General features: G+C 57.1%; 13 protein-coding genes. 5 read left to right on the top strand and 8 right to left on the bottom strand.

Annotated features, from left to right (window positions below):
• The first annotated feature begins 132 nt into the window (after positions 1–132).
• Complete coding sequence (gene ppa, locus E2H98_RS11485) at positions 133–672, top strand: inorganic diphosphatase (RefSeq protein WP_133591174.1); 540 nt, start codon at positions 133–135, stop codon at positions 670–672.
• Positions 673–749: 77 nt separating this feature from the next.
• On the opposite strand, the gene E2H98_RS11490 is transcribed toward ppa, so the two are convergent.
• Positions 750–1,313: a TIGR00645 family protein gene (locus E2H98_RS11490; protein WP_133591176.1), complete on the bottom strand. Its 564-nt coding sequence runs from the start codon at positions 1,311–1,313 to the stop codon at positions 750–752.
• Positions 1,314–1,482: 169 nt separating this feature from the next.
• Between E2H98_RS11490 and E2H98_RS11495 the strand changes: the two genes are divergently transcribed.
• Positions 1,483–2,094, top strand: coding sequence for a hypothetical protein (locus tag E2H98_RS11495; RefSeq protein WP_133591178.1), 612 nt, complete (start codon positions 1,483–1,485; stop codon positions 2,092–2,094).
• Between the two features lie 205 nt (positions 2,095–2,299).
• Here E2H98_RS11495 and E2H98_RS11500 read toward each other — a convergent pair whose 3' ends face one another.
• From E2H98_RS11500 to E2H98_RS11515, 4 genes are read right to left on the bottom strand one after another with little or no spacing between them, the layout of a single operon-like run.
• Positions 2,300–3,181 (bottom strand): DUF6694 family lipoprotein, encoded by an 882-nt coding sequence (locus E2H98_RS11500; RefSeq protein ID WP_133591180.1) that lies wholly within the window; start codon positions 3,179–3,181, stop codon positions 2,300–2,302.
• 9 nt (positions 3,182–3,190) lie between these two features.
• The gene (locus E2H98_RS11505; protein WP_133591182.1) at positions 3,191–5,401 is read right to left on the bottom strand and encodes an ATP-binding protein; all 2,211 of its coding nucleotides are present in this window, start codon (positions 5,399–5,401) and stop codon (positions 3,191–3,193) included.
• Positions 5,398–6,465, bottom strand: a complete 1,068-nt coding sequence (locus E2H98_RS11510; RefSeq protein ID WP_133591184.1) for an HD domain-containing phosphohydrolase — start codon at positions 6,463–6,465, stop codon at positions 5,398–5,400. The genes E2H98_RS11505 and E2H98_RS11510 overlap by 4 nt, the downstream gene beginning before the upstream one ends.
• 58 nt (positions 6,466–6,523) lie before the next feature.
• Positions 6,524–7,417 carry a LysR substrate-binding domain-containing protein gene (locus tag E2H98_RS11515; RefSeq protein ID WP_133591186.1) on the bottom strand — a complete coding sequence of 298 codons (894 nt, stop codon included), beginning with the start codon at positions 7,415–7,417 and terminating at the stop codon, positions 6,524–6,526.
• A gap of 255 nt (positions 7,418–7,672) precedes the next feature.
• Here E2H98_RS11515 and E2H98_RS11520 point away from each other — a divergent pair, with 255 nt between their 5' ends.
• The 3 genes from E2H98_RS11520 to E2H98_RS11530 all read left to right on the top strand — a co-directional run bounded on the left by E2H98_RS11520 (position 7,673) and on the right by E2H98_RS11530 (position 9,938).
• Positions 7,673–8,212, top strand: a complete 540-nt coding sequence (locus E2H98_RS11520) for a peroxiredoxin (protein ID WP_133591188.1) — start codon at positions 7,673–7,675, stop codon at positions 8,210–8,212.
• Positions 8,213–8,367: 155 nt separating this feature from the next.
• On the top strand, positions 8,368–8,898 hold the full coding sequence (locus E2H98_RS11525; RefSeq protein ID WP_133591190.1) for a carboxymuconolactone decarboxylase family protein: 531 nt from the start codon (positions 8,368–8,370) through the stop codon (positions 8,896–8,898).
• A 143-nt stretch (positions 8,899–9,041) separates the two neighbouring features.
• A complete protein-coding gene (locus E2H98_RS11530) occupies positions 9,042–9,938 on the top strand; it encodes a recombination-associated protein RdgC (protein WP_133591192.1) in 897 nt (298 codons plus the stop codon).
• A gap of 130 nt (positions 9,939–10,068) precedes the next feature.
• Here E2H98_RS11530 and E2H98_RS11535 read toward each other — a convergent pair whose 3' ends face one another.
• From E2H98_RS11535 to E2H98_RS11545, 3 genes are all read right to left on the bottom strand, one after another.
• A complete protein-coding gene (locus tag E2H98_RS11535; protein WP_133591194.1) occupies positions 10,069–11,037 on the bottom strand; it encodes a serine/threonine protein kinase in 969 nt (322 codons plus the stop codon).
• Complete coding sequence (locus E2H98_RS11540; protein ID WP_133591196.1) at positions 11,013–12,341, bottom strand: MATE family efflux transporter; 1,329 nt, start codon at positions 12,339–12,341, stop codon at positions 11,013–11,015. The genes E2H98_RS11535 and E2H98_RS11540 overlap by 25 nt, the downstream gene beginning before the upstream one ends.
• 209 nt (positions 12,342–12,550) lie before the next feature.
• A complete protein-coding gene (locus tag E2H98_RS11545; protein ID WP_157591361.1) occupies positions 12,551–12,697 on the bottom strand; it encodes a hypothetical protein in 147 nt (48 codons plus the stop codon).
• Positions 12,698–12,760: the final 63 nt, after the last annotated feature.

The following is a 12,760-nucleotide window of genomic DNA, read 5'->3' on the forward strand; positions in this document are numbered from 1 at the left end:
ATACTATGGCGGCGCTGTTCGGCGTCGCCGCTTTCGATATAACCACTTGGCCCGCCACTCGCTGCATCGCAGCATGTCAGGTATAATGCCGGTCGTTTTAGCTCTCTAGCCCGATTCTGGACGCGTTACATCATGGCCCTGAAAGAAGTACATGCCGGCAAGAACCTGCCGGACGAAGTCAACGTCATCATCGAAATTCCGGCCCATGCCGATCCGATCAAATACGAAGTGGACAAGGATTCCGGTGCCATTTTCGTCGATCGTTTCATGGGCACCGCGATGCACTATCCGTGCAACTATGGTTACATTCCGCACACCATTTCCGAAGACGGAGATCCGGCCGATGTGCTGGTCGTGACGCCATTCCCGTTGCAGGCCGGCGTGGTCATTCGCTGCCGCACGGTTGGCGTGTTGAAGATGGAAGATGAAGCCGGTGGTGACGCCAAGCTGATCGCGGTGCCGGTTGCCAAGCTGACGCCGCTCTACAACAAAGTGAAAACGCACGAAGATTTGCCAGAAATTTTGTTGCACCAGATCCAGCATTTCTTTGAGCACTATAAAGATCTGGAAAAGGGTAAATGGGTCAAAGTGCTCGGTTGGGACGGCCCGGATGCGGCTCGCAGCGAAATCCTGAGTTCGTTGCAGCGTTATCAGGATAGCGTCAAGAAATAATTGCTCCGCAATAAAAAACGCCGCGATTCGCGGCGTTTTTTATTGGCTGAACACTCGGTTTTCAAATCGTTCGGCGTTCAGGTCGCCGATTTGGTTTTCTTGTCGAGCATGCCCATCATGAATGCCGACAGCACAAAGGTCATGTGGATGATCACATACCACATCAGCATTTCATTGGCGTTTTCCGCCATCCGCAGACATTCGCTCATTTTCTCCGGCTTTTCCGCGCAATTGCTGCCATAGAGTTTGTCGACACCAATGAATTTCTGCAGCAGGTGAATCGAGGAAATGGCGACGATTGACGCGGCGACTTTTTGCTTCAGCGTATTGGCGTCGAGCTTGCCCATCCAGTCGAGTTTTTCCGCGCCTTGCACATCCAGTTTCGACACGAAATTTTCGTAACCGGAGAACATCACCATGACCAGCAAGCCGCCAACCAGCGCCATGTCCACCAGCGCCAACACGACCAGAATCAAATCACCTTCGCCGATTGGCTTTTCAGCAAACAAGCGCGGCAGCAGATGAAACACTTCCTGGAAAAATTTGATGCCAAGCGCCATCAACGCCAACACCAAACCGATGTAAATCGGCGCCAATACCCAGCGGCTGGCGTACATCATCCGTTCGATTACTCTCTCCACAATGCACTCACTTGTTGTGTTGGCAATGGCCGCGAATTTTACGGGCATAACGTCGCGCTGTTAAGCGGCTGCCATCGGCTTGTCACGAAAATTTCGGGTTCAGCTCCAATTCAGTTGCCCTTTGCGACACTGGCTTCGACGCTAGGGTAAACCGATTGAGGAGCTCACCATGGCAACGAAAGTTTGGTATGCCGCACTCTGTGCCGGTCTGCTGGTGTTGCCGGTCGCCGCCAAGGAACATCGCGACGAAGGCCGCAGTGCCAATTACAGCCAAAGCAGTGGTGCAAGGCATCAGGCACAGTCGTCCAGAGACAATCACCGTGGCAATGATTACCGCGGCGAACACCGCGGCCGCGACCAAGGTCATCATGATCGCGATCGGCGCGAGCATCGCCCCGACCATCGTCCTGATCATCGTGATGACCATCGTTACGTGCAGAATCATCGTGACGACCGCCACGCCCGTTCACGCGATCACGATTATCGTCATGACTCGCATCGCTACCGCCATCATCATGATCGTCATCGCCACTACTACGATTATCCGCGCCACCGCCATCCGCACTGGACTCATTATGGTTATCAGCGGCCGGTAATCGTGGTGCAGGGTCGGCACGGCCATCACGGCTATCACTACCTGCCGTCGCACTGGTACAGCCATTTCTACGATCCGCATTACTTCCATAGCGGTTACCACGTGCATGTTGGTTGTCGCTACCACCATGTCGGTGACGCGATTCTGGCCGGCATTGTCATCGGTACCATCCTTGGTGACTGGTGAAGCAAACAATGCCCGACATATTCACGCAATGGCTGTGTTTTAAGTTACTGCAAGCGACAGGTAACAACGGTCTACTGGGTGTGCAAATCTTGTGCGGGCAATAGGGTTCCTCGCACAAGATCTGTCCGGGAGGCACGAAGCAATTCGTGCCTCTTTTTTTGTCGAGAAAAAATCAGCGGGGAGGTGCGGCTGTAAGGGGCCGGGATTAGATATGACCCTTGGCGCGGATGGCATCCAGCTCGGCGCGCGCGCCTTGCTCTGCCGTCAGGTAGTGCTGCAGTTCTTTTTCCAGTAGCAAGGGATCGGCGCTGACCAGCCATTCGGTTCCAACCCGGATATTGATGATTTCCAGAGCGAGGCGGGTATCACGCCGGTTTTGCAGCTTGCGGTTGCCCCAGGCCGAGAACTGGTTGGGCACCAGCCGGTATTGCTGAGTGGTTTTTTTCGGCAACGGCCGGACCATGTCGTGCGACAGCACTTCAAACACCCAAGGATCTTCGCGATCTGGTGTACTCAAGCGGCCACGCATCTTGATGCCAGTCACTTGCTCATCGCTGAGGTTGGACAGCTCGAACTCAACGAAGGCCTGCGGCAAGTAATCGCCTTTGGTCCAGCCGTATTCCGCGCGGGCCACCGAAAAGTCGCGCAGCTGGGTGATTTCGGCATTGGCCTGCGCCATCCGGGCCCGGACATCCTGCTGGGCGCGCTGGGCAGCATGGATGGCCTGCTGCAGTTCGGCCGAGCGGATCTCGGTGGCTTTCTCGACGATGTCCTCGTAGGTGTCGCCATCCAGCACTCGCAGCAGCGCTGGGCCCAGGGTGGCGTCTTCGGCAATGGCGACCGCGTCAGTGGGTGGATCACCGAGGTGGCCGGTTTCGGTCAGGGCCAGAATGTATAAAGCGCGGGCCAGCCGGGCCTTTTCCTCGGCCGAGCGTTCTTTTTGCATCGCGGCCAAGCTGTCGGTGAGGCTTTCAGCATCGGAGCTATCGGCTTTCGGTTGGCAGGCGCTTAACGACAGCGCCAGCAACAGGCTGGCACCCAGGCTCAGTAAACGAGAGTGACGACGGAAATCAGTGGCTAGGCTCATCTTGACGGCTCAGGACTCATTGGCATCGGATACCTGCAGTAAACGCCTCAATCCTTCAATATCGTAGGCGCGTGCCAGCCGGTACAGGGTTTCTCCGAGCTGGGCCTTGTCGCCGGTTTCCTTGCGCAACCCATCGGCAAACTCGCGGATCCGGGTCAGCGCGCCGGAAGCGAGCCAAGAGCTCAGATGGGCACGTTCGGCTTCGGTTAATTGTGACACAGAGCCGGATTCTGGTGCGACCGTTGCAGACGGACGGTTGGTTTTGGAGACGAAACGGACCGGCAGGTTTTTCGACAGGGTGCCGACCACCTGGCCGATATCGACCGGTTTCAGGATCAGGTCATCGAAATTGCTGAGAATCTCGCTGTTGACCTCGGCGTCGAAGACACTGGCGGTGTAGGCCAGAATGCGCACGTCGGCATAGCGCTTGCGCATCTCGCGGGCGCAGGTGATGCCGTCCATGCCCGGCATCCGGATATCCATGAACACCAGGTCGGCTGGCTGCTGCTGCATCGCGTCCAGTGCCGCTGGCCCGGAGTCGACGGCTCGGACATCGAAACCCATGCGCATCAGTTGTTTGGTCAAGGCGTCGCGGTTGTGCGAAACATCATCGACGACCATGACCTTGAAGCTTTGGCCGTCGGCCAGCGTCACCGCCGAGTTGGCGTCCATCGCGGGCAAGTCCAGATGCGAGGCCGGCATTTTGATTCGGAAGCGGAAATGCGAGCCTTTGCCTTCCTGGCTGTCGGCAATCAGCTCGCCGCCCATCATTTGCACCAGTCGACGGGAAATCGACAAGCCCAAACCCGTGCCTTCCTGACGCCATTGTTGCGGCAGCGTACCGGCTTGCTGGAACGGTTCGAAAATACGCTCCATATCGCGACTGGAAATGCCGACGCCGGTATCGCGCACGGCAAATTCGATGATGTCTTCACCGAGCCAGCGCACCTCCAGCGTGATGCTGCCATGCTCGGTGAATTTGACGGCGTTGCCGAGCAAGTTGATCAACACCTGGCGCAGCTTGGCGGCGTCACCTTCGACGACCGCCGGCACGTCTTCATCACGATGCTGGTTCAGCGCCAGATGGCGGGAATCGGCGCGCGGTTGAATGACCGCGACGACATCGTCAAGCAAGCGATGCAAGGCAAACGGCGCCACCAACACATCCATACGGCCGTGTTCGATTTTCGACAAGTCGAGAATGCGGTTAATCAGCTCCAGCAGGTGATCGGCACAGCGACCAATATTGGTCACGTACTCGTTCATTTCCTGAACACTGTCAGTACCCTGCGACAGCAGTTGCGAATAGCCGATGATGCCATTCAGTGGCGTGCGTAATTCATGACTCATGTGCGCCAGGAAATAGGTTTTCGCTTCGCTGGCCTGCTCCGCTTGCTGGCGGGCGGCGATCAAGTCCTGCTCCATCCGGCTGCGTTGCTCGATTTCGGCGGCCAATTGTTCGTTGCTGTCGCTGAGCGCGCGGGTGCGTTGCAACACCATTTCGGTCAAATGCTGCTGGTGATTGCGCAAGTCGTTCAACACCCGCGAGTAGTGTTCGGCGAAGGTGCGGATTTCGTTGTCCGGCAATTGTTCGGTGACGTTGGCCAGCGCATCCGGTTCGGCACCGGTGGCGACGGCTTTTTTCAAGCGCATCAGTGGCGTGCCGACAAAGCGTTCCAGCAGCAGGTAAATCAGCGCCAGCACGATGAAGGAAAACAGCACCATCTGAATGACCAGTTCGATCATCGTTTCGCGCAAGCGTGTTTCGAACTCATCATTGCTGAAATACAACACGCCATTGGCCAGTTCAGCATCGCGAAACATCACTTTGAACGGTTGTTGAACATTGGCTTCAATAGCGGTGCGGATCACCGACTGCGCTGGCTCCAGCGGTGATTCCGGATGCATGCGCAAATAGACGCGCTCATAACTGGAGGCGCCGGTCTCGGTGATTTTCACCGCTTGCAGCTCTTTCATGTACGAGAAGGCACTGACTGCTTCGGCGACCTGAAAATCATCCAAGTCCCATAGCGGCTCGCGCAAGGACACCGCCAGCACTTCGGCCGCGCCCTCGCGTTTGGCTTTGAATTCGGCGGTCAGCGCGTTTTCGGAAAAGTAATAACGGACGATGCCAAACATCGGGATCAGCGCCAGCACCAACAAGGCCAGCCGGACGAATAACTGCCAGCGCAGGCTGGCTCTTTGCCGGTTTTCGGTCATGCATTACCCTCTGCGACCAGATGGTCCTTATCAAACACTTCCATGAACAAATCCTGATGCCGAACCAACGCGGCCAGCAGTTCCGGGTCGAAATGAATCGGGGCGGTACGGCCATCGCCCTCGGTCAGTACTTGAATGGCTCGCTCATGCTCGAACGCCGGTTTATAAGGCCGGCGCGAGCGCAGCGCATCGTAAGTATCAACCAGCGTCGTGATGCGCGCCGCCAGCGGAATATGCTGGCCGGCCAGCCCTTGCGGATAACCGCTGCCGTCAAAGCGCTCATGATGATTGCCGGCGATTTCGGCGGCCATCAGAAACAGCGGCTCTTCGTAGGCGCGCAAAATCGCCGCGCCTTTTTCTGCATGGCTGCGCATGACCACCCATTCTTCGCTGTCGAGCGGGCCTTCTTTCAACAGAATGCGGTCCGGTATCGCCACTTTGCCGATATCGTGCAGCGGAGCCGCATGGCGGATGTGATGACAGAAGCTGGTGTCGCAGCCGAGCAGCTCGGCCATCCGGTAAGCGTATTCGCCGATGCGCCGGGTGTGGTTACCGGTTTCGGCATCGCGGAATTCACCCGCGCGGGCGAGCAGCGCCAGCGATTTTTCATAGGTGCGGTTCAGCTCGCTGAGCAAGTCCTGCACTTTGCGGGTTTTGCGCGCCACTTCGTCTTCGAGCTGATGGCGCAAGCGATGCAATTCGAGCTGGCTGCTGATCCGGGCCAGCAGTTCATCAGCCTGGAACGGCTTGCTGACGTAATCGGTGCCGCCGACCTGAAAGCCTTTGACCTTGCTTTGCGGGGCATTGTCAGCGGACAAAAACAATACCGGCACACCCTGGTAGCCAGACAGTCGGCGCAGGCGCTGGCAGGTTTCATAGCCATCAATGCCGCCTGGCATCATGACATCGAGCAGCACCAATTCCGGACGCACGTCCGGTGCGATGGCAACGGCCATTTCGCCGCTGTTGGCGGCGCGCACCTCATAACCGCTACGTTCCAATAATTCACCTAACACGGCGAGATTGGTGCTGTTGTCATCGACGACCAGAATACGACCTTTCATGGGTCCGTCTTCCCGCTCTACTGTTTCTACAGTCTAGAACGCATTAGTGGCTTTGCCATTACGCGACTTGTCGTACTTGTTCGTAGGCTTTGCGCAGCGCCTGAATCAGCAATACCAGCGATTGCCGGCGGGCGGTGCTGGCGCGATAAACGAGCGCCACCTGACGGCTGGGGGCATCCTTGATCGGCAGGTAGCGGATGCCGTGATCGTCCTGGCGCAAGGCCATCTCCGGCAGCAAGGTCACGCCGAGGCCGCTGGCGACCATCTGCCTTAAGGTTTCCAGGCTACTGGCCTTGAATGTCGTCGATTCATGGGCGCCGGCCAGTTGGCAGACTTCCAGCGCCTGATCGCGCAGGCAATGACCGTCTTCGAGCAGCATCAGCGACAATCCGTGCATATCGTCGACGCTGACTGATTTGCGCTTGGCCAGCGGGTGATCCTTGGCCACCGCCAACCAGAATGATTCTTCCAGCAACGGCACGGCGTCGAGCCCTTCGTAGCGAATCGGCAGCGCCAGCAACGCCGCATCCAGCTCACCGCTTTGCAGTTGCGAAAGTAAGTTCGGGGTTTTGTCTTCGACCAAATAGAGCTTCAGATCCGGCAGGCGCTTGCGCACCATCGGCAATACTTTCGGTAGGTAGTAGGGGGCCAAAGTTGGGAAAGCGCCGATGCGCAATTCTCCGACGGCCGGGTCGCCGGCACTTTTCGCCAGTTGCACCAGGCCATCGGCTTCCTGCAATACGCGCCGCGCGCGGCCGACAATTTCCTGACCAATCGGCGTCAAGCGCACACTGCGGTGGTCGCGTTCGAATAACGCGGTGCCGAGGTGTTCCTCCAGCTTTTTGATTTGCTGACTCAAGGTCGGCTGCGAGACATAGCAGGCTTCAGCGGCCTTGCCAAAATGCTGATGGTCGGCCACAGCGACCAGATATTGCAGATCACGAAGATTCATTACTGCCTCAAAAAGTGATCAATAGGTTTTGTCTATCAAGCTGATTAATCCAATCCAATTCCGAATGCAAGGACTTTCGCGCAACATGCGCTCCAGTTCAGTCACTGACGGCAAAGGAAACACGATGCTTCTGGCCTGTAAACAGTGGCTGCTCGATGCCTGGCGCATCGAGGAAGAACATAGCGAAACGCGTTTTCCCGACGCTTTGCTGCTCAACGAACTGATTTGATTCAAACCATCAACAGGAGAAATCACATGTTATCTGTAGGGGCAAAATTTCCAGCGTTCAATCTGAAAGGCGTGGTCAGCAACGACATCAATAACGCCTTCGTGGATTTGAACGAAAAAAGCTACGCCGGCAAATGGTTGGTCGTGTTCGCCTGGCCAAAAGATTTCACGTTCGTCTGTCCGACCGAAATCGCTGAGTTCGGCAAACTGAACAGCGAATTCAATGATCGCGACACACAAGTGCTGGGCTTGTCGACCGACTCGGAATTTGTGCACCTGGCGTGGCGCCAGCACAAAGAAGAACTGAACAGCCTGCCGTTCCCGATGCTGGCCGACATCAAGCGCGAGCTGTCCGACGCGCTCGGCATTCTCGACCCGGTTGAAGGCGTGGCCCAGCGCGCGACGTTCATCGTCGACCCGGAAGGCATCATCCGTTTCGTCATGGTCACCGATTTGAGCGTCGGCCGTAACGTCAAAGAAGTGATCCGCGTGCTCGACGCGCTGCAAACCGACGAGCTCTGCCCGTGCAACTGGCAGAAAGGCCAGGACACGATCAAGGTCGCCTAAAGAGCTGCCGCGCGAGTAGCGCGGTACGCTGATCACCCTCCCCCCTCGCGGCGGAGGGTGGCGTGTAACGCCGGGAGAGGGGGCTGCCGATTACGCACCGTCCTCTCCAACCCCAATTACCCCCGGCGGCCAACCCGCCGACCCAGGAGCCCAATATGTCCATTGAAACCCTGCGCGCGGCCCTACCGGATGCCGCCAAAGATATCCGCTTGAACCTGTCGACCGTATTCACGGCCGAAGGCGCGCCGGATTTGACCGATGGCCAACGCGCCGCCATTGCCCTGGCCGTTGCCTACGCCACCCGCAATGATCGCGTCGCCACCGCCGTCGAAGCCGAAACCAGCGAGCTGCTCGACAACCAGCACCGCGAAGCGGCCCGCATCGCTGCGACGCTGATGGCGATGAATAACGTTTACTACCGCTTCATTCACCTGGCCGAAGACGAAGCGCTGCGCAAGCTGCCGGCTCGCCTGCGGATGAATGGTCTCGCCCAGCATGGCATCGCCAAGCTCGACTTCGAGTTGATGGCCTTGGCCGTGTCGGCCGTTAACGGCTGCGGCATGTGCATCGAGTCGCACATCCATGAAGTGCGCAAGCACGGCGCCAGTGATCTGGCCATCCAGTCCAGCGCCCGTATCGCCGCCGTGTTGGTCGCGACGGCGCAAGCGCTGTCACTGCCTGCTTAAGTGTCTTACCCCACGGCGTTGCTTTCCCGGACGCCGCTTTTTATCTCCTGAACCGGCGTGCTGGCTTTTCTGCGGTGCGCCGGTTTTCTTTTTCCGGCTCGAATGGGGATAATGCGCGCCCTTTTGCTTTTGCCGAATTGCCCATGTTCCGTTCGTTCTGTCTGTACCGCATCAAACCCGACGCCCTGCCTGATTTGCCGACGCTGGAAGCAGCGCTGCAAGAACACCCGTTCACGCCCTGCGGCAACACCGAACCGCAGCGGGTGGGCTGGGTGCCGGCACTCGACGACGACAGCTCGGCCTTCGTGCACAGCAATGATGGCGCCATGTTGATCCGTCTGCGTGAACAGCGCCGTTTGCTGCCAGCTGGTGTTATCCGCGAACAATTGGAAGAACAGGTGCGCGAACTGCAGGAAAAAGAAGGGCGCAAACTCGGCAAAAAAGAAGTGGCGCGTTTGAAAGATGAATTGACGTTTTCGTTGCTGCCACGCGCGTTCACCAAAACCGATGAAACGCTTTCCGTATTGTTGCCAAAAGAAGGCTTGATCCTGGTCGCCGCCAGCAGCCTCAGTCGAGCGGAATTGTCATTGAACGCGCTGCGTCTGGCGCTCGGTTCGCTGCCGGTTTCCCGGCCAGCATTTTCGGCGCCTATTCCTGCATTCTTGACCGCCTGGCTGAAAGGCGAACGTGATATGCCCGGCGGCTTTACGCTCGGTGAATCCTGTGAACTGGCTGATGAGGAAGGCGTCGTCCGTTGCAAAGGCATTGAACTGGTCAGCAATGAAGTGCGCGGCCATTTAGAGGCCGGCCGTGATGTACGCAAGCTGCAACTGAATTTTGAAGACAGCGTCGATTTGGTTGTACAGCAAGATGCCCGTTTTACCGGTTTGAAAATGTCTGAACGCTTGCGCGGTGAATTGGATGCGCAATTTGGTGATGATAAATTCGCCAACCTCGATGCCGAGTTTTCATTGTGGCATTTGACGATGACGCGTTTGCTGAATCGTTTGTTGCCGGCAATTGGCGAAACGGCCAGCTAAGGCGGCGGGCGAAAAATTTGTTGTCAACGTGCGTAGGTTGGCGCTGAGCGTAGCGAAGCCCAACAATGCTCTAGTGGTAGCTGTTGGGCTTCGCAAAAAAACGCTGTGCCCAATCTGCCAGACCAATGAATCACTGCGCTTGCAACAAACGCAATTGTTCCTGCAGTTGCTTGATATGGTCAGCAAAATAATTTTCCTGGGCGAACCACGGGAAGTGACGCGGGAAAGTCGGGTCACTCCAGCGCTCAGCCAGCCAGCCGGTGTATTGCATCAGGCGCATGCTGCGCAGCACTTCGGCGAAACGCCATTGTGACCAATCGAATTCACAAAACTGCTCATACTCATCGATCAATAGCGCTCGATCTTCGATGCTGTCGGCCAACATCCATAAGTCCTGCACGGCCGGTGCCGTTCGGCAATCATCGAAATCGACCAACAGCACACCATCACCGGTCCACAGAATATTGCCTGGATGCAAATCACCGTGGCAGCGCTGCCAGCTTTCCTCGGGCAGGCGTTGCAGCCAGTCTTCACAGAGTTCGGCGAGCTCAGTGCTGATCAGCGCGTAATCGTCGCGGTAACGCGCCGGCAACATCGCTGAATTGGCGGCGACCTTGATCGGGGCTTGGACGAATTGTTCGACGTTCAGTTTTGGTCGCGCCGAAAATGAACGGGTTTTGGCGCAGGCATGCAAGCGACCAGCGGTGCGGCCCATGATCGCCAGCTGTTCTTCATTACCGGCTTCGAACGCGCGACCGCCGCGCTGCGGAAATACCGCGAAGAAAAAATCCTGATAATCAAAACAACTGATGCCATCGCGCACATGCGGCAGGATCACCGGCACATCGGCATCGGCCAGTTCAAACAAAAACTGATGCTCTTCGTTGATCTGACGCAGATTCCAGCGCTTCGGCCGGTAGAATTTGACGACGTGTTTATTGCCATCGGCGTCGCGAAACGCGTAAACGCGATTCTCGTAAGAATTCATCGGCTGCAAGGCAGCGTCCGGTTGAAAACCGAACGCTTCCAGCGCGTTCAGAACGCAATCCGGCGTCAGCGCCGCATAGGCGTGCGTCAGTTCAGTTTGATTTGAGTCCATGCCCGTTGCCGCCACAGGAATACGAAGATCATCGTCTGGATAAAGCGGTAAGCAATATACAGACTCCAGATCACCAGTATGCCATGACCGCCGACCGGACCGGCCAGATAAGCCAGCGGCAGGAACACCAGCCACTGCATGCCGAGCGACACCAACATGGTCGTGCGGGTGGCGCCAGCACCTTGAATGCCATGGAACATGACGACACCGAGCGCATCGAAAATCAGGCTGATGGCAATCAATCTGAGCGGTGTGATGCCCATCTCGGCGACCAATGCGTCATCAATAAAGGCGGCAATGATCTCCGGCGCAAAAATCGCCATCGGCAGACCAATCAGCAGCACCGTCAGCATCGCCAGCTTGCTGACATCCCAACCCCAGCGGTAGGCATCTTCGGGTTCATTGCGACCAAGTGCCTGACCCACCAAGGTCGCCGCTGAGATGCCATAAGAAAGGCAGGGCAAGTAGGCAACCAGCGTGACGTTGACCAACACGTTGGCCACGGCCATTTCGCCAGTGCCAACCATACCGACAATCCAGAACAGTGTCGTGAAGCCAAGCGCATAGAAAAACTGCTGGGCGCTGGCCGGTAGCGACACTTTGATGATCGTCTGCATTGTTTCTTTCGATGGCAGCGAGGCCATGAAACCGTATTGCTTGGTGTGACGCAGCGCGTAAGTGATATACATCGCGGTGCCGCAATAGAGTGACAGCGTGGTGCCCAAACCGGCGCCGAAGGTACCAAGCGCAGGAATGCCGAACTTACCGAATATCAGCACATAATTCAGTGCGATGTTGATTGCGTGCATGACGATCAGTGTCATGAAATAAAAGCGCGCCAGTTTGATCGCGCTCCAGTAGGCGCGGAACGAAAAGTTCATTGCCATCGCCGCGATGCCAGCGATGCGTGCCTGCAAATACGGTGTGCCCTGGGCAATCACTTCCGGATCGGTGCTAAGCTGAGCCATGATCAGCGGCGATAAAAAGATCAGCAAGATTGCCAGCGGAATGGTCGTGACGACAATCAAGGTCAGCGCGCCATTGAGCGGTCGCGCAGCGATATCGGTGCGGCCTTCGCCCATACGTCGGGCGACCATCGCCTGCACACCGGCAGAAAGACCAATGAACAACGCCGCCAACATCCAGTTGGTGTAACTGGTGATGCCTACTGCCGCGACGGCGACGTGGCCGACATGACCAACCATATACATATCGACGAGGTTCAGGATGTTCTGGGAGATCATGCCGCCCATGACGGGCAGGGTGATGTGCATGATTTGCGATGAACGTTCCCGGTCGAGCACGACGGACTTCCCTGTTGTGGGGTATTGGGCGCAGAGGGTGGCCAGTGTAGCACTGGAGTTGGGTGGGGTTAGCGTAACTATGTCATAGCGGTTGGGGCCGTGGCTTTAAAGTGTTCGGCTATCTGTGATGAATTTTCGGATGAGTTTGGAGCGATTCCGAGCTTTGCCGGGTCTCGCCCCGGCGGGCGACCTACTTTTGTACAGCACATTCATGTGCTGTACCCCTTCGGGGTTTGCACGAAAAAGCGCTCCTGCGCTTTTTTCTTGCTCGCACAAGCAAAGTAGGCAAAAGAAGTGCGCCCCAACTGCGCCAGAAAAACTTTGATGCTTCGACCAAGCCGTTCCGGCATCGACATGATTCCAGCTCGGGCCGTGCTGACTCGGCATCCATGCCTCGACAGCACTACAACCGCTGTCCC

It is taken from the genome of Permianibacter aggregans, assembly GCF_009756665.1.
Taxonomy (GTDB): Bacteria; Pseudomonadota; Gammaproteobacteria; order Enterobacterales; family Permianibacteraceae; genus Permianibacter; species Permianibacter aggregans.

Bases quoted from the DNA above. Each gene is read 5' to 3' on its own strand.
- ppa (WP_133591174.1), top strand. From the start codon at position 133: ATGGCCCTGAAAGAAGTACATGCCGGCAAGAACCTGCCGGACGAAGTC.
- E2H98_RS11495 (WP_133591178.1), top strand. From the start codon at position 1,483: ATGGCAACGAAAGTTTGGTATGCCGCACTCTGTGCCGGTCTGCTGGTG.
- E2H98_RS11500 (WP_133591180.1), bottom strand. From the start codon at position 3,181: ATGAGCCTAGCCACTGATTTCCGTCGTCACTCTCGTTTACTGAGCCTG.
- E2H98_RS11505 (WP_133591182.1), bottom strand. From the start codon at position 5,401: ATGACCGAAAACCGGCAAAGAGCCAGCCTGCGCTGGCAGTTATTCGTC.
- E2H98_RS11510 (WP_133591184.1), bottom strand. From the start codon at position 6,465: ATGAAAGGTCGTATTCTGGTCGTCGATGACAACAGCACCAATCTCGCC.
- E2H98_RS11515 (WP_133591186.1), bottom strand. From the start codon at position 7,417: ATGAATCTTCGTGATCTGCAATATCTGGTCGCTGTGGCCGACCATCAG.
- E2H98_RS11520 (WP_133591188.1), top strand. From the start codon at position 7,673: ATGTTATCTGTAGGGGCAAAATTTCCAGCGTTCAATCTGAAAGGCGTG.
- E2H98_RS11525 (WP_133591190.1), top strand. From the start codon at position 8,368: ATGTCCATTGAAACCCTGCGCGCGGCCCTACCGGATGCCGCCAAAGAT.
- E2H98_RS11530 (WP_133591192.1), top strand. From the start codon at position 9,042: ATGTTCCGTTCGTTCTGTCTGTACCGCATCAAACCCGACGCCCTGCCT.
- E2H98_RS11535 (WP_133591194.1), bottom strand. From the start codon at position 11,037: ATGGACTCAAATCAAACTGAACTGACGCACGCCTATGCGGCGCTGACG.
- E2H98_RS11545 (WP_157591361.1), bottom strand. From the start codon at position 12,697: ATGTCGATGCCGGAACGGCTTGGTCGAAGCATCAAAGTTTTTCTGGCG.